Genomic DNA, 25,058 nt, shown 5'->3' on the forward strand with positions numbered 1-25,058 from the left:
TTATCATTTATCGGCTTATGCTAGAATTAACGGAATTTTTTTAAAAGGGAAATATTATGTCCAAAAAATCAGGGCTTTCATTTTTATGGTTAAGTGCGGTCGCTTTCGTGATTGATTTGCTCACTAAATATATTGTGGTGCAAAAATTTGATTTGTATGAAAGTGTTAATGTGTTGCCTGTTTTCAATCTCACCTATGTTCGCAATTATGGCGCGGCATTTAGTTTCTTAGCGGATCATAGTGGCTGGCAACAATATTTCTTTATTTTGTTAGCATTAGCTATTTCTGGCATGTTGGTTTATTTTTTAGCAAAAAATAATGCTCAACAAAAAATCCCAAATTCTGCTTATGCACTCATTATTGGTGGGGCGTTAGCGAATATGGTGGATCGTGCTTACAATGGTTTTGTCGTGGATTTTTTTGATTTCTATTGGGATATTTACCATTATCCAGTATTTAATATCGCCGATATTGCCATTTGTATTGGTGCAGGGTTATTAGCATTGGATGCTTTTAATAACGAAAAGAAAAAAGTACAAGATAAACAAGCAGAAAAGTGCGGTCAGAAATGAAGATAATTTTAGCGAATCCACGAGGATTTTGTGCCGGTGTAGATCGTGCCATTAGTATTGTTGAATTAGCCTTAGAAATTCATGGCGCACCGATTTATGTTCGTCACGAAGTGGTGCATAACCGATTTGTTGTAAACGGATTACGTGATCGTGGTGCGATCTTTGTGGAAGAATTAAGCGAGGTGCCTGATGGTGCTATCGTTATTTTTTCTGCGCATGGTGTATCTCAAGCCGTACGACAAGAAGCGAAAGATCGTCATCTCAAAGTATTTGATGCAACCTGTCCCTTGGTAACAAAAGTGCATATGCAAGTTGCTCGTGCAAGTCGAAAGGGAACAAAAGCGATTTTGATTGGGCATAAAGGGCATCCTGAAGTTGAAGGCACGATGGGGCAGTATAGCAATGAAGACGGCGGTATTTTCCTGATTGAAAAAGTAGAAGATATTGCGCGTTTGCCAATGCAAGAAAATGATGATTTAACCTTTATGACGCAAACAACTTTGTCGCTAGATGATACGGCTGAAACCATTGCAGCATTAAAGGAAAAATATCCCGCTATTCAAGGCCCACACAAAAACGATATTTGTTATGCGACAACCAATCGTCAAGAAGCGGTGCGAGAATTGGCAAAATTATCTGATTTGGTATTGGTAGTTGGTTCTAAAAATTCATCAAATTCAAATCGCTTAGCTGAATTGGCTTCTCGTATGGGGGTTAAATCACAGCTTCTTGATGATCCTTCCGATATTCAAGCTGACTGGTTTAATGATGTGAAAACCATTGGAATTACAGCGGGAGCGTCTGCGCCAGAAGAATTAGTCCAATCGATTATTTCCCGCTTAAAAGAGTTTGGTGCGAATACTATAGAAGAACTGCAAGGTTTAGAAGAAAATATGTTCTTTGAAGTTCCAAAAGAGCTGAGAATAAAAGAAGTTAACTAATGCTAAGGGCTTGTCGTAAATGATAAGCCCTTTGTTTTTTCATTCAAATTAAGAATTTTTGCGATCTGAATCGCAGAAGTGCGGTAAGAATCTTGAGCGTTTTCTTGAAAGCATAAAAAATGGCTCTGTTGATATGCTCATCAACATGTTCATATTAAAAGGAAACCTCTATGAAATTAATGAAAACATTATTTACTTCAGTTGTATTGTGTGGCGCGCTGATTGCCTCTTCGGCCTTTGCTGAGGAAAAAGCTGCAGAGCAGGCTGTTCAACCTGTTGTGGCTACTCAAACTGAGGCTCAAGTTGCACCGGCTACTGTGAGCGATAAATTGAATATCAATACGGCAAGCGTTAGTGAAATTCAAAAATCCTTAACAGGGATCGGCGCTAAAAAAGCAGAAGCTATTGTGCAATATCGTGAAAAACACGGTAATTTCACGAGTGCTGAACAACTATTAGAAGTGCAAGGGATTGGTAAGGCAACGCTTGAAAGAAACCGTGATCGAATCACTTTTTAATTTTAAAACCGCTTATGGATGCCCTGTTTTACAGGGCTTTTTTATTGTGCACTTTAAGCCATTTTTGCATTTGTTCAATTTCCGCTTGTTGTGCGTGAATAATATTCTCAGCAAGCTTACGCATCTCAGGATCTTTTCCGTATTTTAATTCAACTTCCGCCATTTTTACTGCGCCAATATGGTGTGGCAACATACCTGCTGCAAAAGCAACATCAGGATCTTTATATTGTGAGGCTGCCATCATGTCTTGATGCATTTGATTCATACCTTGCATTAATTCTTGTTGCATTGCAGAATCTGTCGACATTGGCATATTCATGTGTGCTTGATGCGGTTGTTCATTAGCTTGGACACAAACTGAAACTGCAGCAGCGCTAAGTGTGATAAAAGTCATAAGTTTTTTCATGTTTTTCTCCTATGTGATAACTGAATGAGCACAAATCATAAACCTTGACCTAAGGTTAAAGTCAATACTTATTCCGAAAATTTTTGGTGAGATTCTAAAATAAGACAATGTTTGATATGAGGGACAGCATCACGAAGCAAAAAATTGTACTTGCCACGGGCAATAAAGGCAAAGTAAAAGAAATGGCAGATGTGTTAGGTGATTTCGGTTTTGAAGTCATTGATCAGACAGATTTAGGCATTGAAAGCCCAATCGAATCACTTTTTAATTTTAAAACCTCTTATGGATGCCCTGTTTGACAGGGCTTTTTTATTTTTTTCAGAAAATGTAGAAAGTTTATTTCTTTTTAAAAATCCGTTGGCAAGCCTAATAAATTTTAATACACTAAAAAGCCTAGTCGGGGTGCAATATGCTGAGATCATACCCGTGAACCTGAAACAGTTAATACTGACGTAGGAAACTAGGAATACAACCTTATCTCCTTCCCGTCATTATTGCTGCCTTTTGATATAAATAAGGATGTAATAATGAAACTTCTTAAATTAACCTTAATTTCTACCGCACTTTTTTCCACCGCGGCATTAGCCCAATCACAGCAAAGTGTTAACGTATATAGCTATGATTCTTTCACGTCTGAGTGGGGAGCGGGTCCAAAAGTAAAACAAGATTTTGAGAAAGTGCACCCACAATGCGCTATTAATTTTACGCCTTTTGAAAGTGGTGGCGTGTTACTCAATCGAGTTCGCTTGGAAGGAAAGAAAACCAAAGCCGATATTGTGCTAGGTTTAGATAACTTTGTTTTAGAACAAGCTGAAAAAACAGGTATTTTCACGCCAAATAAAGTAGATTTAACTCAACTTGATCTGCCAACAAAATGGACGAATAAAACATTCTTACCTTTCGATTTTGGTAACTATGCTTTTGTGTACGATAAAACTAAATTACAAAATCCGCCGAAAAGTTTGAAAGAATTGGTTGAACGCCAAGATATCCGTGTAATTTATCAAGATCCTCGCACCAGTAGTGTGGGGCGTGGTTTATTGGTTTGGATGAATGCGATTTATCCTGCAGACAAAATTCAATCTGCTTGGAAAGAGTTGGATAAGCATACGGTGACAGTGGGTAAAGGTTGGTCGGATACTTATGGTGCATTCTTAAAAGGCGAAGCTGATTTAGTGTTAAGTTACAGTACATCACCACTTTATCACCAACTTTTTGAGAAAAAAGATAATTATGCAGCGACAGATTTTTCGGAAGGGCATATAACCCAAGTGGAATTAGCGGCTCGAGTCGCCAACCATCCAAATCAATGTGCGGATGATTTTATGGCATTTTTAATTTCACCTACGGCACAAAAACATATTGTGACAGCCAATATTATGTTGCCAGTTATTCAAGGTGAAATTGAACCGCACTTTGATGCACTTAAAGCTCTACAAAAAACTCAAACTCCAATCAATCCAATGGTGAATGCGGAACACTTAAAAAATTGGATTAGCACTTGGCAAACCACATTAACAAAATAGTTTGATGTTTTCGTTATTTCATCATCCACAACTCCGCCCTCGTCATTATGTGGGCGGCGTTGTTGTTATTAGTTTCATTACTCTTTTTTATGGTAGCGCATTAAGTTCAATCTTTGCATTTGGCGATGAATTGCAATGGCGATCTTGGTTAACGGATGATTACCTACAGCATCTGATTCTTTTCAGTCTTGGGCAAGCCTTATTTTCTACCGTTTTATCTATTTTTTTTGGTCTGCTCCTCGCTCGAGCATTGTTTTATCAACCATTCTCAGGAAAAAAGTGGCTATTAAAATTAATGTCGCTGACCTTTGTTTTACCTGTTTTAGTAGCAATTTTTGGTTTGATTGGCATTTATGGTTCAAGCGGTTGGTTAGCTTGGTTTGCTAACTTTTTGGGAATGTCATGGCAGGGTCATATTTACGGACTCTCGGGTATTTTAATTGCCCATCTTTTTTTCAATATTCCACTGGCTGCGCAACTTTTCTTACAAAGTTTGCAAAGTATCCCTTATCAGCAACGTCAGCTTGCTGCGCAACTCAATTTGCAAGGCTGGCAATTCGTTAAATTGGTGGAATGGCCCGTTTTTCGTCAGCAATGTTTGCCTACATTCAGCTTGATTTTTATGCTTTGCTTCACCAGTTTTACTGTTGTTCTTACGCTAGGTGGTGGGCCTCAATATACAACATTAGAAACCGCAATTTACCAAGCGATTTTATTTGAATTTGATCTGCCAAAAGCTGCTCTTTTTGCTATGTTGCAATTTGTATTTTGCTTAGTTTTATTTAGCTTAACATCGCGTTTTTCGCCCTCTAATCAAAATAGCTTGAGTAATAGTAATCCTTGGTTTGAGAAGCCTAAAAGTGCGGTCAGAATTTTCCATGTTTTTGTCTTGCTTGTTTTCGTATTTTTCCTTTTTTCGCCAGTATTGAACATTCTTATCAGCGCATTGAGTTCACCTAGTTTGCTCACAGTTTGGCATAATTCTCAGCTCTGGCGTGCGTTAGGCTATTCTCTTTCTATTGCGCCCTTATCCGCATTACTTGCATTAACGATGGCAATTGCCTTGCTACTTTTATCACGCCGTTTAGAATGGTTGCATTATCAGAAAATCGCTCAATTTATTATTAATGCAGGAATGGTGATTTTGGCAATCCCGATTTTAGTACTCGCAATGGGGTTATTTTTATTATTACAAGAGCGTGATTTTTCGAATATTGATTTGTTTGCCATAGTTGTATTTTGCAATGCGTTAAGTGCAATGCCTTTTGTTTTACGTATTTTGAGCACACCTTTCCATAACAATATGCGTTATTACGAAAATCTGTGTAATAGTTTGGGAATTGTGGGGTGGCAACGTTTTTATCTGATTGAGTGGCAAATTTTACGTGCGCCATTGCGCTATGCTTTTGCTTTAGCCTTGGCGCTATCTTTAGGGGATTTTACGGCTATTGCGTTGTTTGGCAATCAAGAGTTTACTTCCCTACCGCACTTGTTATATCAGCAGTTAGGTAATTATCGTAATCAAGATGCTGCAGTAACCGCAGGGATTCTATTATTGCTTTGTGGCATATTGTTTGCCTTTATTCACACATATAGGGATGCTGATGATTTATCTAAATAATGTGATTTTGAATGATAAAACCTTACCGATGTGCTTTAATTTGAGCGTAAATGCTGGCGAACGTGTTGCAATTATTGGCGAAAGTGGGGCGGGGAAAAGTACATTATTGAATTTAATTGCTGGATTTGAATTTCCTCATCAAGGAGAAGTTTGGTTAAACGATAAAGATCATACGCGTAGTGCACCTTACGAGCGTCCGGTTTCCATGCTATTTCAAGAAAATAATTTATTTCCTCACTTAACCGTACAGCAAAATCTTGCGTTGGGTTTAAAACCCTCTTTAAAATTAATCGCACTTGAACAGGAAAAAATTGGACAGGTCGCTTGTTCTGTAGGATTGGGCGATTATTTACAACGTTTACCGAATTCTCTTTCAGGGGGGCAAAAACAACGAGTGGCATTGGCGCGTTGTTTGTTGCGAGATAAACCCATCTTGTTATTAGATGAGCCTTTTTCCGCATTAGATCAGAAACTTCGTGTAGAAATGCTTGCTTTAATTGCCAAACTTTGTGATGAGAAACATCTGACCTTGTTACTTGTTACTCACCAACCATCGGAATTAGTTGGTACGATAGATCGAGTATTGCTGGTGGAAAATGGTCAGATAAGTCAATTGCAAAAAGAGACGTAAAATTATATAGATTTTATAACTGATGAATCGGTTCAATGGCTATTGATGGCAGCCTATAAACTGAATGAATATAAGATACAAAAATGCGGTTATTATTCACCGCACTTTCAAAGGAAAAATATGTTAACTGAAAAACTACAAATTAACTCCATTACACCACATCCAAGCGTTGAATATTGGTCTGTTTGCAAAGTTGAGGCGTTATTTGAAACGCCATTTTTGGAATTAGTTTACCGCGCTGCGCAAGTCCATCGCAAGCATTTTAATCCTCGAGCGATTCAGTTATCCACGTTAATGTCTATCAAGACGGGTGGATGTCCAGAAGATTGTGGCTATTGCCCTCAATCAGCCCGTTATCATACTGGCGTACAAAATCAACAGTTATTAGATGTTGATGAGATCGTCGCGAAAGCAAAAATTGCGAAAGCACGTGGAGCAGGGCGTTTTTGTATGGGCGCAGCTTGGCGAGGACCTAAGCCAAAAGATATTGAGAAAGTCACAGAAATTATTAAAGCGGTGAAATCGCTTGGTTTAGAAACCTGTGGCACTTTTGGTTTATTGCAAGACGGTATGGCGGAAGATTTAAAAGAAGCTGGATTAGATTATTACAATCATAATCTTGATACAGCGCCAGAACATTACGCAGAAGTGATTGGTACACGACGTTTTGACGATCGCCTTAGCACGTTAGGAAAAGTACGCAAAGCTGGATTAAAAGTGTGTTGTGGCGGCATCGTGGGAATGAATGAAACTCGCAAAGAACGGGCTGGATTAATCGCGAGCCTTGCAAATCTTGATCCGCAACCTGAATCAGTGCCGATTAATCAACTCGTTAAGGTTGAAGGTACGCCGTTAGCCGATGCGGAAGAATTAGATTGGACTGAATTTGTGCGAACAATTGCTGTTGCACGTATTACCATGCCAAAAAGTTATGTTCGCCTTTCTGCTGGCCGTAGTGGTATGAGTGAAGAAATGCAAGCGATGTGTTTTATGGCTGGTGCAAATTCGATTTTCTATGGCGATAAATTACTTGTTACAGGTAACCCAGAAGAAGATGGTGATCAGTTATTGATGGCTAAATTAGATTTAGAGCCAGAAAATGCAGAAAATAAAAAGTTGTAGTTTGTGTTAGATTGCTGAGAAATAAATTCAAGAATTAAAAGTTAGTAATCTTTTAGATATTATTAGTATAGAATTCAAATCTCCATTCCCTAACCATATTTTGACAAAATATATTCCAGGTTAGGGAATACAAAAATACTTAAATTCCTTTATATCAGGTCCATAATAATTATTGTGGGTAAAGCGCATGTTTAGTTCACGGATAATTTCTTTGAATGATTAAGACCTAAATATAATTGTAGTAAACGGTAGTGAATTTTAAGAAATTAGAAAACAATATTATTGACACATTCAAAGTGAAGACAGACATAAAAAAGAGATCCTTTATTTTAAAAGGAATCTCTTTTTTCTTATGATTTTTTTACAAAATCCATATGTGTGATCATGACTTAGAACGGGATATCGTCATCGAATCCGTCCATTGGTGGCTCAGCCTGTGGTGCAGCTTGTTGTTGCGCTGGACGAGATGATTGGTAACTACCACCATTGTTAGTTTGACGAGCTTGGTAAGAAGGTTGTGGTGCAGCTCCCATATCACTAGGGTAACCACCTGCGTTTTGATTGCGCGCACCAAGCATTTGCATTACATCACCTTGAATTTCTGTGGTGTAACGATCTTGACCATTTTGATCTTGCCATTTACGCGTTTTTAAACGACCTTCCACATATACTTGAGAGCCTTTGCGTAAATATTCACCGCAAATCTCCGCTTGACGACGATAGAATACAATACGGTGCCATTCCGTTACTTCACGGCGCTCGCCAGTATTACGGTCGTTCCAGCTTTCACTTGTTGCTACGCTAATATTTGCTACGGCATCGCCATTTGGCATGGTACGAATTTCAGGATCATTGCCTAGATGACCCACAATAATGACTTTATTTACTCCAGCCATAAAAAACCTCATTTTTTATCTAAAAAAGTGCGGTTATTTTGCCTGAAATTTTTCAAAAGATCTATATATTTTAACTGGATATTTGCACAGATATTAAAATATGCGATAATGATCGCAGAATTTAAACTTATTTCATTCTTTTGAGTTATTTTATGGAAAATATCGATATTCGCGGGGCGCGAACCCATAACCTGAAAAATATAAATCTAACTATTCCACGCAATAAACTTGTGGTGATCACTGGGCTTTCAGGTTCGGGAAAATCCTCTTTAGCGTTTGATACACTTTATGCAGAAGGGCAGCGCCGCTATGTTGAATCTCTTTCGGCGTATGCTCGCCAGTTTTTATCTTTAATGGAAAAGCCTGATGTGGATTCTATTGAGGGACTTTCCCCTGCAATTTCGATTGAACAAAAATCTACCTCGCACAATCCACGTTCTACGGTGGGAACAATTACGGAAATTTACGATTATTTACGTTTATTGTTTGCCCGAGTAGGTGAACCGCGTTGTCCAGATCATGATGTTCCATTAACCGCACAAACGATTAGTCAAATGGTGGATAAAGTATTAAGTTTGCCAGAAGACAGTAAGATGATGTTACTTGCGCCAGTTGTAAAAAACCGAAAAGGCGAACACGTTAAGATTTTAGAAAATATTGCAGCGCAAGGTTATATTCGAGCGCGTATTGATGGCGAAATTTGTGATTTATCTGATCCACCAAAATTAGAGTTACAGAAAAAACATACTATTGAAGTGGTGGTGGATCGCTTTAAAGTGCGGTCAGATTTAGCAACACGTTTAGCAGAGTCTTTTGAAACCGCATTAGATCTTTCAGGTGGTACTGCGATTGTGGCAGATATGGATAATCCGAAAGCGGAAGAATTAGTTTTTTCGGCAAATTTTGCTTGTCCGCATTGTGGTTATTCTGTACCAGAATTAGAACCTCGTTTATTTTCCTTTAATAATCCAGCCGGAGCTTGCCCTACTTGCGATGGTTTGGGTATGCAACAATATTTTGATGAAGATCGTGTGGTGCAAAATCCAACGATTTCCCTTGCTGGTGGAGCAGTGAAAGGTTGGGATCGTCGTAATTTCTATTATTATCAAATGCTCACCTCATTGGCGAAACATTATGATTTTGATGTTGAAGCCCCTTATGAATCTTTGCCAAAGAAAATTCAACACATCATTATGCATGGTTCTGGCAAAGAGGAAATTGAATTCCAATATATGAATGATCGTGGCGATATGGTTATTCGCAAGCATCCTTTTGAAGGTATTTTGAATAATATGGCTCGCCGATATAAAGAAACGGAATCAATGTCGGTGCGAGAAGAATTGGCGAAAAATATTAGCAATCGACCTTGTGCAGACTGTGGCGGATCTCGTTTACGTCCAGAAGCGCGTAATGTGTATATCGGAAAAACGAATTTACCGATGATCGCGGAAAAAAGTATTGGTGAAACGCTCGAATTTTTCACCGCACTTTCTCTCACTGGTCAAAAAGCGCAAATTGCGGAAAAAATTCTTAAAGAAATCCGTGAGCGTTTGCAGTTCTTAGTCAATGTTGGTTTGAATTATCTTTCTCTTTCTCGTTCAGCTGAAACTCTTTCAGGCGGTGAAGCACAACGTATTCGCCTTGCTAGCCAAATTGGTGCGGGGCTTGTTGGTGTGATGTATGTATTAGATGAACCTTCTATTGGCCTGCACCAACGTGATAATGAACGCTTACTTAACACGTTAATTCATCTGCGTAATCTTGGTAATACGGTAATTGTCGTGGAACACGATGAAGACGCGATTCGTGCAGCTGACCATATTATTGATATTGGACCTGGAGCAGGCGTGCATGGCGGGCAAGTTATTGCGCAAGGAAACGCTGATGAAATTATGCTGAATCCAAATTCCATCACAGGAAAATTTTTATCGGGCGCAGATAAAATCGAAATTCCTAAAAAACGCACCGCACTTGATAAGAAAAAATGGCTCAAACTTAAAGGAGCATCAGGCAATAACTTAAAAAATGTGAATTTAGATATTCCCGTTGGTTTGTTTACTTGCGTAACCGGTGTATCAGGCTCAGGAAAATCAACACTCATTAATGACACTTTATTTCCACTTGCGCAAAATGCATTAAATCGAGCAGAAAAGACGGATTACGCACCTTATCAGTCTATCGAGGGATTAGAGTATTTCGATAAAGTTATTGATATTAATCAAAGCCCGATTGGACGCACACCACGTTCAAATCCAGCCACTTATACAGGCTTATTTACTCCGATTCGTGAACTTTTTGCAGGCGTGCCAGAGGCACGTGCGCGTGGTTATAATCCAGGACGTTTTAGCTTTAACGTACGAGGTGGGCGCTGTGAAGCCTGTCAGGGCGATGGTGTACTCAAAGTTGAAATGCATTTTTTACCGGATGTTTATGTTCCCTGCGACCAATGTAAAGGTAAACGCTATAATCGTGAAACCTTAGAAATTCGTTACAAAGGGAAAACGATTCATCAAGTTTTAGATATGACGGTAGAAGAGGCTCGCGAGTTTTTTGATGCGATTCCAATGATTGCAAGAAAATTACAAACCTTGATGGATGTGGGATTATCTTATATTCGATTAGGTCAATCTTCCACAACACTTTCGGGCGGCGAAGCACAGCGCGTTAAGCTAGCGACTGAGCTTTCTAAACGTGATACAGGCAAAACCTTGTATATTCTAGATGAGCCGACAACTGGTTTGCATTTTGCTGACATTAAGCAATTACTTGAAGTGTTGCATCGATTACGCGATCAAGGAAATACTATTGTCGTCATTGAACACAATCTTGATGTGATTAAAACGGCAGACTGGATTGTCGATCTTGGTCCTGAAGGGGGAAGCGGTGGCGGACAAATTATTGCTACTGGGACTCCTGAAGAAGTCGCTAAAGTCGAAGGATCTCACACTGCCAGATTCCTTAAACCAATTTTGGAAAAACGTTAAAAATTACCGCACTTTATGGAACGTAGATATAAAGTGCGGTGATTTTATTTTCTATACGTAGGTTTAATTTAATCCCTATTTGTAAAACTTATTCCCAATATTATATAGGGCGATAATATTACCTATCAATCAGTAACCAAAGTTCCTGGCGATTGCTTATTTAATAATGTATAATTTTTAACCTTCATTTTCTCCTAAACCTTTCAGTTTTTATCTGAAATCTTTTCAGAAAATTACCGCATTTTTAATGTTTAACTATAAGTTTTATACATAACGAATTGTTTACTGAGTAAGTCTTATGAAAAAAACTATATTTCGTTTTAATTTTTTAACTGCTTGCATTTCATTAGGGATAGTATCGCAAGCCTGGGCAGGACATACTTATTTTGGCATTAATTACCAATACTATCGTGACTTCGCGGAAAATAAAGGCAAGTTTACGGTGGGTGCGCAAAATATTGATATTTATAACAAAAAAGGTGAAATGATTGGCACAATGATGAAAAATGTGCCAATGCCTGATTTATCAGCACTTGCAAAAGGTGGATATGCCACATTAGTGGGCGATCAACATTTAGTGAGTGTGGCACACAACGTGGGATATCAAGATGTCGATTTTGGTGAGTTTGGACGCAATCCCGATCGACATAACTATAAATATTTAGTTGTTAAACGATATAACTATATCAATGATGCTCGACATCCATTTATGACGGATTACCAACATCCTCGTCTGGCCAAGTTTGTAACAGAAGTCGCACCGATTGAGATGGTAACAAACACTCACGGTAATGTTTACACCGACTTAAAAAAATATCCTATGCGAGTACGCGCAGGAAGCGGACACCAATATTGGAAGAATGATAATAATGAAACCAATGGTGACTTAGCTTATGGTGGTTCATGGCTGACAGGCGGTAATACCTTTATGGATGGCGGTACAAGAAACGGCGATCTTTATCTTAATGGACGTGTACAAAACCCTAATGAATATGGACCATTACCGATTGCAGGGGCACAAGGCGATAGCGGATCCCCTATGTTTATTTATGATAAAGATAAAGGTAAGTGGTTATTAAATGGCGTGTTGCGCGAAGGACACCCTTACGCAGCGGTAGGCAATGGATACCAAGTTGCTCGCCAAGAGTACCTTGAAGAAGTGCAAAATAATGACACAACGGTAAGAGAATTTGCCAATAATGCCCATTACGTCTTTAAAACCGTAGAGGACGGGAAAGGTACCATCTCTCAAAATGGAAGAAACCCTAAAGAAGTGGGGCTGTATAAAAGCACTCTTCTCGAGAAAGCCCGAGATCAAAATGGCGATATATCCCCAAGTTATGGTGGACCGAATCCTTGGTCTCCTGCGTTACATAATGGTAAAACTATTTATTTAGGCGACATGGGGAAAGGCATACTTACTATTGCAAATAATGTCAATCAAGGTGCCGGCGGGATTTACTTTGAAGGAGATTTCACCGTTAAACCAAGTGAAAATAATATGACTTGGCAGGGCGCAGGTGTTTCTATTGGGGAAGACGCCACCGTTGAATGGCAGGTAAAAAACCCCGAAGGTGATCGTCTCTCTAAGCTTGGGATCGGCACACTACTTGTAAACGGCACAGGGAAAAATTTGGGTGACATTAGTGTTGGTAACGGAACCGTTATTTTAGATCAAAAAGCAGATGCAAATGGTCAGAAACAAGCCTTCAAAGAAGTGGGGATTGTGAGTGGTCGAGCAACCGTAAGACTTAATAGCGCCGATCAGGTCGACCCAAATAATATCTATTTTGGATTCCGTGGTGGACGCTTGGATTTAAACGGGAACGACCTTACCTTTACTCGTATTCAAAACGTCGATGAAGGCGCGATGTTAGTCAACCATAATGCCAACAAAGAATCCAATATTACTATTACGGGAAGCAACATCATTAATAATAAAGAGAATGATCTTACTAATAAACGCGATATTGCCTTTAATGGATGGTTTGGCGATAAAGATGATACAAAAAACGTGGGTCGCTTAAATGTTCATTATTCTCCAACCAATCAAGAAAATCATCTTTTACTTTCTGGTGGCACCAATCTAAAAGGTAATATCACCCAAAACGGGGGCAACTTAATTTTCAGCGGTCGCCCTACTCCACACGCTTATAACCATTTAAATCCGCACCATGCCAAAATGGAAGGCACAAAACGCGGTGAAGTAGTAATGGATGATGATTGGATTAATCGTTCTTTTGTTGCTGAAAATTTCAACATTCAGAATGGTAATACATTTATTTCTCGCAATGTTTCTTCTATTAAAGGTGGATGGGACATTAGCAATAATGCATCTGTTACTTTTGGCGTGATCCCAAATAAAGAAAACACGATTTGCACACGTTCTGATTGGACGGGCGCAACAACTTGTCAATCCGTTAATCTTACCGAGCCATCTGTGATTAAATCTATTCCTACTACACAAGTTAATGGACATATTTCACTATCCGATCATGCTCGATTAAATGTGAATGGATTAGTTTCCCTTAATGGGTCTATTAGCGCTCACTCTGACAGTGAATATCACTTAACATATAAAGCTAACCAAGCAGGCGATATTCATCTTGAAGACAATGCTCAAGCGCGCATTAATGATGCCACTATGACGGGAGATATGATTGCTTCTGATAATACTAACATTAGTATCGCTAACCACTCCACTACAAATGGATCTATTCAAATTACCGATAATGCGAATTTAAATATCGACTCTTCCACCGTGAACGGAAACCTTCAAGCGATAAAGGATAATGAATTAACTGTTACAAATAGTGCTCAAGTTAATGGCAATGTCACTTTGAATAAAAATGCTACCTACACACTTAAAGACCAAGCAGTACAAGTGGGTAATTTAAGCACTTTAGGCAACAATAGAATCACACTTTCTAATCATGCCCGCTTAAATGGGTTACTTGATCTTGCTACGGATAGCTCTATTGCAGATATCACCAAATCAATTATCAATGGTAATGTTCGCTCAACTGGACGAGTGAATGTTAATGACGCATCTCAAATCAATGGTTCAGTTAGCTTATCGAATATTGGTGTAATGACGATGGATCATTCTCAATTAACGGGCAATCTAACCGCACAAGAATATTCGACTTACCGTTTAATCAATAAAGCCACTCATCAAGGTAATTTAATTTTGCGAGATCAAGCCGATTCTACCATAGATGATGCTAATTTAATCGGTGATGCACAATTAACTAATTCTGCACAGCTTAAATTTAACAATTCAAGATTTGATCACCAAATCACAGGTGAAAATGCCACCCATGTGACCTTAAATCAATCACAATGGACAATGCCAACTAGCACCACTTTAGGCAGTTTGACATTAAATAATGGAAGTGAGGTTACATTAAATCCTGATTTTGCGAAAGAAACTAACCGTAACCAATTTAATACATTAACGGTTAATGGTGATTTAAATGGTTCTGGGACATTTAATTATCCTACTCATTTGGATCAATATTTAGGAGATAAGTTGCAGGTCAATGGGCAAGCACAAGGGACATTTAAACTCAATGTTCGTAATACAGGTGCTGAACCAACGAGACTTGCTCACCTCACTCTCATCTCACTAAAAACAATGCCTACGACTGGATTAGATGTTTCATTAACCAATCAATATGTTGATGCGGGGGCATGGCGTTACGAGTTAATTAAAGACGGTAATCAATATCGACTTTACAGCCCAATTAAAGAAGCAGAATTAAAACAAGCGGAAGCTGATCGTATTGAGTCAGAGAAACGTAAAGCTCAAGAAGAGCAAGAACGCATTGAAGCCGAGAAACGTAAAGCTCAAGAAGAGCAAGAACGTATTGAAGCTGAGAAACGTAAAGCTCAAGAAGAAGCAGAGCGCATTGAAGCTGAGAAACGTAAAGCTCAAGAAGAAGCAGAGCGCATTGAAGCCGAGAAACGTAAAGCTCAAGAAGAGCAAGAACGTATTGAAGCTGAGAAACGTAAAGCTCAAGAAGAAGCAGAGCGCATTGAAGCCGAGAAACGTAAAGCTCAAGAAGAAGCAGAGCGCATTGAAGCCGAGAAACGTAAAGCTCAAGAAGAAGCAGAGCGCATTGAAGCCGAGAAACGTAAAGCTCAAGAAGAGCAAGAACGTATTGAAGCTGAGAAACGTAAAGCTCAAGAAGAGCAAGAACGTATTGAAGCTGAGAAACGTAAAGCTCAAGAAGAAGCAGAGCGCATTGAAGCCGAGAAACGCAAAGCTCAAGAAGAGCAAGAACGTATTGAAGCTGAGAAACGTAAAGCTCAAGAAGAGCAAGAACGTATTGAAGCTGAGAAACGTAAAGCTCAAGAAGAAGCAGAGCGTATTGAAGCCGAGAAACGTAAAGCTCAAGAAGAGCAAGCAAGAATAGAAGCTAAAAAACAGCTCAAACAAAAAAATTTAATTAGCAAATACTCAAACAATGCGTTATCGGAATTGTCTGCTACCGTAAATAGTATGCTTTCCGTTCAAGATGAATTGGATCGTCTTTTTGTGGAGCAAACGCAGCCTATGGTGTGGACAAATATCGCACAGGATAAAAGACGCTATGATTCTGATGCGTTCCGTGCTTATAAGCAGAAAACTAACTTGCGTCAAATTGGGATGCAAAAAGTGTTAGGTAATGGACGAATTGGGGCAGTTTTCTCACATAGCCGTTCGGATAATACCTTTGATGAGCAAGTTAAAAATTATACTACACTGATGATGCTATCGGGATTTGCTCAATATCAATGGAAGGATTTCCAGTTCGGTGTAAGCGTAGGAATGGGGAGCAGTGTAAGTAAAACCGCAGGAGAACAAAGTCGAAAAGTTTATCGTAAAGTGGTAAATTATGGTGTAAATGCAAGTTATCAGTTCCGCTTAGGGCAATTAGGTATTCAGCCTTATTTGGGGGGGAATCGCTATTTTATTGAACGTGAAAACTATCAATCGGAAGGCGTGAGAATTCAAACACCTAGCCTTGTATTTAATCGCTATAATACAGGTGTACGGTTCGATTATACTTTTACACCAACTAATAACATCACGATTAAGCCTTATTTCTCAGTGAATTATGTTGATGCATCTAATGCCAATATGCAAATCAAAGTGAATAGTGCTACATTACAACAGCCATTTGGACGTTATTGGCAAAAAGAGGTTGGATTAAGTACGGAAATTTTACATTTCCAATTTTCTGCTGCTATCTCACAATCACAAGGTTCGCAATTAGATAAACAGCAAAATATAGGCTTGAAATTAGGTTATCGTTGGTAAAACATTATTCGTAGATAGGTTGATTTGTTTGACGAGTTGTTTAGTTTTTATCTCAACAAATTTTTACTTTAAAATAGAACTTTATTTTATTTAACGTATCTAAGTAGCGCCTCAGATTGGGGCTTAATTAAGAGGATTTAATAATGAACTTTACTAAAGTTTTACCAGCATTTGCTGCCGCTGTTGTATTATCTGCATGTGCAAAAGATGCGCCAATAATGGAAAATGCATCGACTCAAATGGCTGCTCAAACTGCGTCAACTATTACTGACAAAACAGTAGTTTATTCTTGCAATAAAAAAACTGTGACTGCAGTGTATCAATTTGAAAACCAAGAGCCAGTTGCGGCAATGGTTAGTTTAGGTAACAAAATTATTGCAAAAGATTTTGCTCGTGATAAATCACAAAACGATTTTACAAGTTTCACTTCTGGTGACTATGTTTGGAATGTAGATAGTGGTTTAACTTTAGATAAATTTGATTCTGTTGTGCCGGTGAATTTAATTCAAAAAGGCAAAACTAGCGATAAGATCATCATCAAAAACTGTGATGTAAATGCAAAAGCAACTAAAAAAGCAAATTTATAATTCATCAAAATGGCTAGCGTAATTGCTAGCCATTTTTCTATCTTAAATTGTTCTTAACTTGTATCATCTCAATAGATAAATAAAAAGTTTAACTATGAATAGAAGATAAGATTTTTATTTTTTCTTGAGATCATCCCCGATTCAAACTAGACTTACCGCCTATTTTATTTAACCTAAACCTTATTATGCGTGTTTCAGATTTTAATTTCGATTTACCTGATGAACTTATTGCTCGCTATCCAAAAGAGGATAGAGCATCTTGCCGTTTATTACATTTGAATGGGGAAAATGGCGAGGTAATTGACCGCACTTTTTCAGATGTATTGGATTTAATTAATGAAGGCGATTTATTGATTTTCAATAATACTCGCGTCATTCCTGCAAGAATGTTTGGGCGTAAAGCTAGCGGTGGGAAAATTGAAGTTTTAGTTGAACGCATGTTAGATGAGCATCGTTTCTTAGCGCATATCCGTTCATCGAAGTCACCCAAAGAAGGGACTGAATTATTTTTAGGTGAAGATAAATTAGGCGAAGATAATGGAATTAAAGCGGTAATGACAACGCGCCATGGCGCATTGTTTGAAGTGGAATTAAGTGATAAATCAACCGCTCTTTTAGATGTGTTGCAAGCCATTGGACACATGCCATTGCCGCCTTATATCGACCGTCCAGATGAAGAAGCTGATCAAGAATGTTATCAAACCGTTTATAGTAAAGTACCGGGAGCTGTAGCTGCACCAACAGCAGGCTTACACTTTGATGCTCCCTTGCTTGAAAAACTTAAAAAGAAAGGTGTCAATTTTGAATTTGTCACATTGCATGTGGGCGCAGGAACATTCCAGCCTGTTCGTGTCGAAAATATTGAAGATCATGTGATGCATGCAGAATACGTAGAAGTTTCTCAAGAAGTTTGTAATGCTATTATTGCAACAAAAAAAGCGGGTAAACGTGTTATTGCAGTAGGAACCACTTCTGTTCGTTCTATTGAAAGTGCGGCGCTTTCTGCGGAAGAATTTGGCAATCCAGATTTAATTGAGCCTTATTTTTCTGATACCTCTATTTTTATTTATCCAGGAAAAAAATTTCGAGTGGTGGATTGTTTAATTACTAATTTCCACTTACCTGAAAGCACATTGATAATGTTAGTTTCAGCTTTTGCTGGTTATAAAAATACTATGAATGCGTATAAGTATGCAGTGCAAGAAAAATATCGTTTCTTTAGTTATGGTGATGCGATGTTTATCAATAAAAACCCTAATGTTCTAGGATTAGAATGAGTCGTTTGACTTGTAAGTACACAGAACTTACAATAAAAAGGTCGTACTTAGTTATTGTTTTGTAGTGTTAAGTACGAAATATCTAAACTCTTTTGAGGCAGATTATTTTTAAATCTGCGTCTGTTTAATGAGTTTTATCAAATTTTGCCTGTCTGTTATAACAGGCTTTTTTATTTACAAAAATCTTCGAACTGTTTATTCGTTGAGGAAAAAAATGAAATATGAATTAGATAAAACAAGCGGCAATGCCCGTCGTGGTCGCTTGGTATTTGAACGTCCACAAGGCACGTTCAGTGTAGAAACCCCTGCGTTTATGCCTGTGGGTACTTATGGCACCGTGAAAGGCATGACGCCAGAAGAAGTGCGTGCGACAGGTGCAGAAATTTTACTTGGCAATACGTTCCATTTATGGCTTCGTCCAGGCCAAGAAGTGATGCGTAAACACGGTGACTTGCACGATTTTATGCAATGGCATCGCCCGATTTTGACTGACAGTGGTGGTTTCCAAGTATTCAGTTTAGGTAAATTACGTAAAATTACCGAAGAAGGCGTGAAATTCCAAAACCCAATTAACGGTGAGCGCATTTTCCTTTCGCCTGAAAAATCCATGGAAATTCAATATGATTTAGGTTCTGACATCGTGATGATTTTCGATGAATGTACGCCTTATCCTGCGACTTTCGATTATGCGAAAAAATCCATGGAAATGTCTCTTCGTTGGGCAAAACGCAGCCGCGATCGCTTTGATGAATTAGGCAATAAAAATGCGCTATTCGGTATTATTCAAGGCGGAGTATTTGAAGAGTTACGCAAAGTCTCATTAGAAGGCTTAGTGAATATTGGCTTTGACGGTTATGCGGTGGGCGGCTTAGCGGTAGGCGAACCAAAAGAAGACATGCACCGCATTTTAGAATATATCTGCCCACAAATCCCGGCTGACAAACCTCGTTATTTAATGGGCGTAGGTAAACCGGAGGACCTAGTAGAAGGCGTACGTCGTGGTATTGATATGTTTGACTGCGTAATGCCAACCCGTAATGCACGTAATGGTCATTTATTCGTGACTGACGGTATTGTTAAAATTCGTAATGCAAAATATCGCGATGATACGAGCCCATTAGATCCTGAATGTGATTGCTACACCTGTAAAAACTATACCAAGGCCTATTTATATCATTTAGATAAGTGCGGTGAAATTTTAGGTGCACGCTTAAATACCATTCACAATTTACGCTATTATCAACGTTTAATGGCGGAAATTCGTCAAGCTATCGAAGAAGATCGTTTTGATGATTTTGTGGTGGAATTCTATGCTCGCATGGGCAAACCTGTTCCCCCATTACAATTAGCGGATAAATCATAATTGATAAAAGTGCGGTAAAAAATGAAATGTTTTTTGACCGCACTTTTTAACAAAGGAAACCTTATGCAAATTCTTGAACCTCAACAATTCGCCACATGGAATGAACCTATTGAAATGCTTTATGCCTGTCATAGTAAGGTAAAACGTTTTTGTCGCCAGTTAAGCATTTTACCTGATTATCTAGAAAAACACGGATATACTCAGGCTGTATTAAATGATGTTGAGCAAATTTTAACTTATTTCAATCGTGCCGCTCCCCTACATCATGAGGATGAGGAATTAGATTTTTTCCCTCAATTAGTCAAAGTGGCTCCGCAAGCACAAAGCTTCATTGATGAATTAGAAAAACAGCACGAATATTTGCATGAAAATTGGAATGCACTATCTGCGCAGTTAGAAGAGCTTATTTCTGAACAACGTCAAAATATTGATGAACATTTAATTGAATGCTTTGTTCAAGGTTATGATCGTCATATTGCGTTAGAAGAACCATTATTTGAAATGGGGCGTGAATGCTTAAGTGCAGATATTTTGGCTGAAATGGGCAAGAGAATGAGTGCTCGTCGTCAAATTAAAGAATGAAATATCAGCTCAATTTAACCGCACTTCGATGTCCAATTCCTCTTTTAAGTGCCAAAAAAGCCTTAAAAAATTTGGATAAAAATGATGAGCTAATGTTGATCTTAAACCTTGAAAGTGCGGTGGAAAATTTTTCTATTTTTGCCGAGGAAAATTCTGTTGCTTTGGTTGAGCAATATTATGCTTCGGAAAAAGAATTTATCGTTATCTTGAAAAAATAAAATTAATCGCCATAACGTAGGATATTGGGCGTGGTTCACCTTTCCCAATGAGCCAATTTATGGTATTTTAAGCGCAATTTTTAACTTAAATTAACAAGGAAAACATACAATGGAAGCACAAAACCCGATGTCCACGTTATTTATTTTCGTGATCTTTGGTTTAATTTTTTACTTTATGATTTATCGCCCGCAAGCTAAACGCAATAAAGAACATAAAAAATTGATGTCTGAGCTTGCAAAAGGTACTGAAGTTTTAACTGCTGGTGGTTTAATCGGCAAAATTACTAAAGTAACCGAAGGTAGCGATAGCATCGTGATTGCGTTAAACGACACGACAGAAATTACGATTAATCGTAACTACATTGTGAGCGTTCTTCCTAAAGGTTCATTAAAATCACTTTAAGAGTAACGTTAAATTATTTTCCAGAGCCACGAATTGTGGCTCTGTGCGTTAGAAAAGAAAAGGAAAACTATGTTAAACCGTTATCCATTATGGAAGAATTTGATGGTTATTTTTATTGTGGCCATCGGGATTTTATATTCTCTTCCAAATATTTATGGTGAAGATCCTGCGGTTCAAATTTCTGGTACGCGCGGTCAAGAAGCGAATACTAGCGTGCTTGGACAAGTTCAAGATGTGCTTAAAACCAACAATCTTCCAACCAAATCTATCGTGCTTGAGAACGGCTCAATTCTAGCTCGTTTTACTAATACCGATGATCAACTCCTCGCTAAAGATAAAATTGCTGAACGTCTTAGCAATAATTACACCACCGCATTAAATCTTGCTCCAGCCACCCCAGCTTGGTTAAGCATGTTTGGTGCTAACCCAATGAAATGGGGGTTGGACTTACGAGGTGGGGTTCGTTTTTTGATGGAAGTTGATATGAATGCTGCACTTGTAAAACGCCAAGAACAATTACAAGACAGTTTACGTAACGAACTTCGTAAAGAAAAAATTCAATATACGGCAATTAAAAATACTGAGCATTTTGGTACATCGGTCACATTGGCCGATGCAAGTCAACGCTCTAAAGCGGAACGTATTATTCATCAGTTGCATCCAACCTTAGATATCACAGAGTTGGATAATGATAGTATCAATTTAGGTCTTTCAACTTCAGCATTAAATGAAGCACGCGACTTAGCAATTGAGCAAAACTTAACGATTTTGCGTAAACGTGTTGCTGAACTAGGGGTATCTGAGGCGGTCATTCAACGTCAAGGCGCTGAACGTATTGTAATTGAATTACCAGGTGTTCAAGATACTGCTCGCGCAAAAGAAATTTTAGGGGCAACTGCAACGCTTGAGTTTCGTATCGTAAATCAAAATGTTACGGCCGATGCAATTTCTCGTAATATGTTGCCAGCTGATTCGGAAGTTAAATATGATCGCCAAGGTCATCCTGTTGCATTATTTAAACGCGCGGTATTAGGTGGTGAGCATATCATTAATTCAAGTTCTGGTTTAGATCAGCATTCAAGCACCCCGCAAGTGAGCGTAACCTTGGATGGTGAAGGTGGTGAGATTATGTCTCAAACCACCAAAAAATATTACAAGAAACCAATGGCGACGCTTTATGTTGAATATAAAGATAACGGTAAAAAAGACGAAAATGGTAAAACTATTTTAGAAAAACATGAGGAAGTGATTAATGTGGCGACGATCCAAGGTCGTTTCAGTTCTAATTTCCAAATTACCGGTGTTGATAGTATCGCGGAAGCGCACAATCTTTCTACCTTATTGAAATCTGGGGCATTAATTGCACCAATTCAAATTGTTGAAGAACGTACAATTGGCCCATCTTTGGGGGCACAAAATGTGGAGCAAGGGATTAATGCAAGTTTCTGGGGACTCATTGCTGTAATTGTCTTTATGCTGTTCTACTACAAGATGTTCGGTATTATCGCAAGTTTTGCTTTGGTCATTAATATTGTGTTGTTAGTCGGTTTAATGTCTATTTTACCTGGTGCGACACTTTCTATGCCAGGGATTGCCGGTATTGTATTAACCTTAGGTATGTCGGTGGATGCAAACGTGTTGATTTTTGAACGTATTAAAGAAGAAATTCGTAATGGTCGTCCAATTCAACAAGCAATTAACGAAGGTTACAACGGGGCGTTTACCTCTATTTTTGATGCGAATTTAACGACAATTTTAACTGCAATTATCTTGTATGCTGTGGGGACCGGTCCAATCCAAGGATTTGCGATTACGCTTTCACTTGGGGTGGCAATTTCAATGTTTACCGCAATTACAGGAACACGTGCATTAGTTAATGCGCTTTATGGCGGCAAACAACTTAAGAAATTATCAATTTAGGTAGGGAACGATGAAAATTTTTGCAAAAGATAAAGACGGACATTTTATCCGTGAAATCAATGGGATTAAACTCCCGTTCCCATTGACCGAATTTATGAAAATGCGTAAATGGGGCTATGTTTTTTCCGCACTTTTAATGGCCGTTTCGCTATTTTTTATCGTATCAAAGGGCTTTAACTGGGGCTTGGATTTTACCGGTGGGGTTGTTTTTGATACCCATTTTTCACAATCTGCAGACTTAGAAAAAATCCGTGGTAAGCTCCATGAAAATGGTATTGAAAGCCCAATTGTGCAGACGACGGGTTCTGTTCAAGATGTTATGATTCGTTTGCCAGCTACGGATAATGATTCTGGCATTGGCGATCGTGTAAAAGGAATGCTCCAAGAAGTAGATTCTGGCATTAAGATTCGTAGTGTTGAATTCGTTGGACCAAACGTAGGGGAAGAATTAGCGCAAGGCGCGGTGTATGCAACATTAGCAACATTAGCGATGATGCTAGTTTATGTGGGTTCTCGCTTTGAATGGCGTTTAGGTTTCGGCGGTATCGCATCCCTTGCGCATGACGTAATTATTACTCTTGGTGTGTTTTCAGCGTTACAAATCGAAATTGATTTAACCTTCGTTGCAGCGATTTTATCTGTTGTGGGTTATTCTATTAACGATAGTATCGTGGTCTTTGACCGTGTGCGTGAAAACTTCAGAAAAATAAGACGTCTAGATACGATTGATATTATTGATGTTTCTTTAACACAAACTTTATCAAGAACCATCATGACCTCTGCTACAACATTAATCGTTGTTATTGCATTGTTCTTTTTTGGTGGTCCATCAATTCATAACTTCTCTTTAGCGTTACTTGTGGGTATTGGATTTGGTACATACTCTTCAATCTTTATTGCAATCGCAATTGCATACGATGTTGGATTACGCCGTGAACATATGATCCCGCCTAAAGTAGATAAGGAAATTGACGAATTACCTTAGTTAAATTTTATTCTTAGAATAAACTTCAATAAAAAATAGTTAACCAAAAATTCATGGTTAACTATTTTTTTATTTGTATCACTTTTTAATTTAGACTTTTAATCTTGAGGTAAGGCATTTATAACGGCTTTCACTAAAGTCGCTAAGGGAATGGCGAAGAATACGCCCCAAAATCCCCATAAACCACCGAAAATTAATACTGAAATGATAATAATCAATGGATGTAAATTCACTGCTTCAGAAAATAAATAAGGGACGAGTAAGTTTCCATCTAAGAGCTGGCTCACAGCAAAAGCAATGATGATATACCAAAATGTTGGACTAATTCCAAACTGGAATAGAGCAACCAATGCAACAGGAATCGTGACAATTACCGCGCCAATATAAGGAACGAGAACTGAAAGGCCAACAGCGAAAGCCAATAAGAGCGGGTAATTTAGCCCGAATATTAAGAAAATAATGTAGGTGATGAGCGTTACAATCAGTATTTCTAACAATTTTCCATGAATGTAGTTGGAAATTTGCTGTTGCATTTCTTTCCATACTTTGAAGGCTAAGTTTCTATTTTTCGGTAAGAAACGGCTCACGCCTTGTAAAAGTTCTGATTTATCCTTCAACATAAAAAACATCATTAATGGCACTAAAAAGGCATAAATCCCTAAAGAAACCAAGTTCATGATGGAGGCTAAAGAAAGTTTTACCGCAGATTCACCAAAACCAAGGATTTTTTCTCGCACAGAATTGAAAATAGAATCTACCATTGAATAGTCGATCAGTTCAGGATAATGCTCAGGTAAGTTTAGTAACCATTCATTGAGCTTATTAAACATTGCGGGCAAATCACTTAATAAGGAAATAGTTTGATTCCATAGCATTGGCATGAGGATTAAAAAGAAGATTGTCGCTAGTCCAATAAAGCCACCAAAAATGATGATTGTTGCTAACATTCTTGGGCATTTTAAATGTTGATGTAAAAAATTGATCGGCATTTCTAGTAAATAGGATAGTACTAGAGCAATTAACAAAGGCGCGATTAAATTTCCAAAAAAATAAATGGAGATAAAGCCAAATAATAATATTGCTAATAGCCCCATTGCTTGTGGATCGCTTAAGCGACGTGAGTACCAGCTTTTCAACATTTCTAGCATAATTTCTTTTCCTATAAGTATTTTTCGCCATTATAAGTTAAAATTTATAGTGT

The 25,058-nt window shown here is 38.3% G+C and carries 21 protein-coding genes and 1 riboswitch; of the genes, 18 read left to right on the plus strand and 3 right to left on the minus strand.

Annotation, left to right across the window (positions count from 1 at the left end; genetic code table 11):
• Positions 1-56: 56 nt before the first annotated feature.
• From lspA to AC6H0J_RS03745, 3 genes are all read left to right on the plus strand, one after another.
• A complete protein-coding gene (gene lspA / locus AC6H0J_RS03735; protein ID WP_118817305.1) occupies positions 57-572 on the plus strand; it encodes a signal peptidase II in 516 nt (171 codons plus the stop codon).
• On the plus strand, positions 569-1,513 hold the full coding sequence (ispH, locus tag AC6H0J_RS03740; RefSeq protein WP_118817304.1) for a 4-hydroxy-3-methylbut-2-enyl diphosphate reductase: 945 nt from the start codon (positions 569-571) through the stop codon (positions 1,511-1,513). Before lspA ends, ispH begins: the two co-directional genes overlap by 4 nt.
• A gap of 170 nt (positions 1,514-1,683) precedes the next feature.
• Positions 1,684-2,031, plus strand: a complete 348-nt coding sequence (locus AC6H0J_RS03745; protein WP_497512859.1) for a ComEA family DNA-binding protein — start codon at positions 1,684-1,686, stop codon at positions 2,029-2,031.
• A gap of 28 nt (positions 2,032-2,059) precedes the next feature.
• Here the strand turns inward: AC6H0J_RS03745 and copM are convergent, their stop codons facing one another.
• A complete protein-coding gene (copM, locus tag AC6H0J_RS03750; RefSeq protein ID WP_118817303.1) occupies positions 2,060-2,437 on the minus strand; it encodes a CopM family metallochaperone in 378 nt (125 codons plus the stop codon).
• A gap of 107 nt (positions 2,438-2,544) precedes the next feature.
• Between copM and AC6H0J_RS03755 the strand changes: the two genes are divergently transcribed.
• The 5 genes from AC6H0J_RS03755 (at position 2,545) to bioB (ending at position 7,337) form a co-directional block, all read left to right on the plus strand.
• Complete coding sequence (locus AC6H0J_RS03755) at positions 2,545-2,736, plus strand: Maf family protein (protein ID WP_046942447.1); 192 nt, start codon at positions 2,545-2,547, stop codon at positions 2,734-2,736.
• Positions 2,737-2,825: 89 nt separating this feature from the next.
• Positions 2,826-2,913, plus strand: a riboswitch (TPP riboswitch).
• 51 nt (positions 2,914-2,964) lie between these two features.
• Entirely contained in the window at positions 2,965-3,963 is a 999-nt protein-coding gene (thiB, locus tag AC6H0J_RS03760) for a thiamine ABC transporter substrate binding subunit (RefSeq protein WP_118817302.1), read from the plus strand.
• A gap of 4 nt (positions 3,964-3,967) precedes the next feature.
• A complete protein-coding gene (gene thiP / locus AC6H0J_RS03765) occupies positions 3,968-5,584 on the plus strand; it encodes a thiamine/thiamine pyrophosphate ABC transporter permease (protein ID WP_497512860.1) in 1,617 nt (538 codons plus the stop codon).
• Positions 5,568-6,215 carry a thiamine ABC transporter ATP-binding protein gene (thiQ, locus tag AC6H0J_RS03770; RefSeq protein ID WP_118817300.1) on the plus strand — a complete coding sequence of 216 codons (648 nt, stop codon included), beginning with the start codon at positions 5,568-5,570 and terminating at the stop codon, positions 6,213-6,215. Before thiP ends, thiQ begins: the two co-directional genes overlap by 17 nt.
• Positions 6,216-6,335: 120 nt before the next feature.
• Positions 6,336-7,337 (plus strand): biotin synthase BioB, encoded by a 1,002-nt coding sequence (gene bioB / locus AC6H0J_RS03775; protein WP_005629774.1) that lies wholly within the window; start codon positions 6,336-6,338, stop codon positions 7,335-7,337.
• A 389-nt stretch (positions 7,338-7,726) separates the two neighbouring features.
• On the opposite strand, the gene AC6H0J_RS03780 is transcribed toward bioB, so the two are convergent.
• Positions 7,727-8,233, minus strand: coding sequence for a single-stranded DNA-binding protein (locus AC6H0J_RS03780; RefSeq protein ID WP_005626728.1), 507 nt, complete (start codon positions 8,231-8,233; stop codon positions 7,727-7,729).
• A 152-nt stretch (positions 8,234-8,385) separates the two neighbouring features.
• Here AC6H0J_RS03780 and uvrA point away from each other — a divergent pair, with 152 nt between their 5' ends.
• The 10 genes from uvrA (at position 8,386) to secF (ending at position 23,857) form a co-directional block, all read left to right on the plus strand.
• Positions 8,386-11,217, plus strand: a complete 2,832-nt coding sequence (gene uvrA, locus AC6H0J_RS03785) for an excinuclease ABC subunit UvrA (RefSeq protein WP_005626729.1) — start codon at positions 8,386-8,388, stop codon at positions 11,215-11,217.
• A 298-nt stretch (positions 11,218-11,515) separates the two neighbouring features.
• The gene (locus AC6H0J_RS03790; protein ID WP_239994374.1) at positions 11,516-16,522 is read left to right on the plus strand and encodes a S6 family peptidase; all 5,007 of its coding nucleotides are present in this window, start codon (positions 11,516-11,518) and stop codon (positions 16,520-16,522) included.
• Positions 16,523-16,665: 143 nt separating this feature from the next.
• Entirely contained in the window at positions 16,666-17,109 is a 444-nt protein-coding gene (locus AC6H0J_RS03795) for an ACP-like domain-containing protein (RefSeq protein ID WP_005626732.1), read from the plus strand.
• Between the two features lie 185 nt (positions 17,110-17,294).
• Positions 17,295-18,386 carry a tRNA preQ1(34) S-adenosylmethionine ribosyltransferase-isomerase QueA gene (gene queA / locus AC6H0J_RS03800; RefSeq protein WP_497512861.1) on the plus strand — a complete coding sequence of 364 codons (1,092 nt, stop codon included), beginning with the start codon at positions 17,295-17,297 and terminating at the stop codon, positions 18,384-18,386.
• Positions 18,387-18,600: 214 nt separating this feature from the next.
• Positions 18,601-19,749, plus strand: a complete 1,149-nt coding sequence (gene tgt / locus AC6H0J_RS03805) for a tRNA guanosine(34) transglycosylase Tgt (RefSeq protein ID WP_106013477.1) — start codon at positions 18,601-18,603, stop codon at positions 19,747-19,749.
• 63 nt (positions 19,750-19,812) lie between these two features.
• The gene (locus AC6H0J_RS03810; RefSeq protein WP_118817297.1) at positions 19,813-20,331 is read left to right on the plus strand and encodes a hemerythrin domain-containing protein; all 519 of its coding nucleotides are present in this window, start codon (positions 19,813-19,815) and stop codon (positions 20,329-20,331) included.
• Positions 20,328-20,549 carry a sulfurtransferase TusA family protein gene (locus AC6H0J_RS03815; protein WP_005634417.1) on the plus strand — a complete coding sequence of 74 codons (222 nt, stop codon included), beginning with the start codon at positions 20,328-20,330 and terminating at the stop codon, positions 20,547-20,549. The genes AC6H0J_RS03810 and AC6H0J_RS03815 overlap by 4 nt, the downstream gene beginning before the upstream one ends.
• Before the next feature lie 109 nt (positions 20,550-20,658).
• Positions 20,659-20,952, plus strand: coding sequence for a preprotein translocase subunit YajC (gene yajC, locus AC6H0J_RS03820; protein WP_005631054.1), 294 nt, complete (start codon positions 20,659-20,661; stop codon positions 20,950-20,952).
• 69 nt (positions 20,953-21,021) lie between these two features.
• Positions 21,022-22,872: a protein translocase subunit SecD gene (gene secD / locus AC6H0J_RS03825; protein ID WP_118817295.1), complete on the plus strand. Its 1,851-nt coding sequence runs from the start codon at positions 21,022-21,024 to the stop codon at positions 22,870-22,872.
• 10 nt (positions 22,873-22,882) lie between these two features.
• A complete protein-coding gene (gene secF / locus AC6H0J_RS03830; protein WP_005634414.1) occupies positions 22,883-23,857 on the plus strand; it encodes a protein translocase subunit SecF in 975 nt (324 codons plus the stop codon).
• A gap of 98 nt (positions 23,858-23,955) precedes the next feature.
• On the opposite strand, the gene AC6H0J_RS03835 is transcribed toward secF, so the two are convergent.
• Positions 23,956-25,005, minus strand: coding sequence for an AI-2E family transporter (locus AC6H0J_RS03835; protein WP_005631060.1), 1,050 nt, complete (start codon positions 25,003-25,005; stop codon positions 23,956-23,958).
• Between the last annotated feature and the right edge of the window lie 53 nt (positions 25,006-25,058).

It is taken from the genome of Haemophilus sp. THUN1691, from assembly GCF_059704425.1.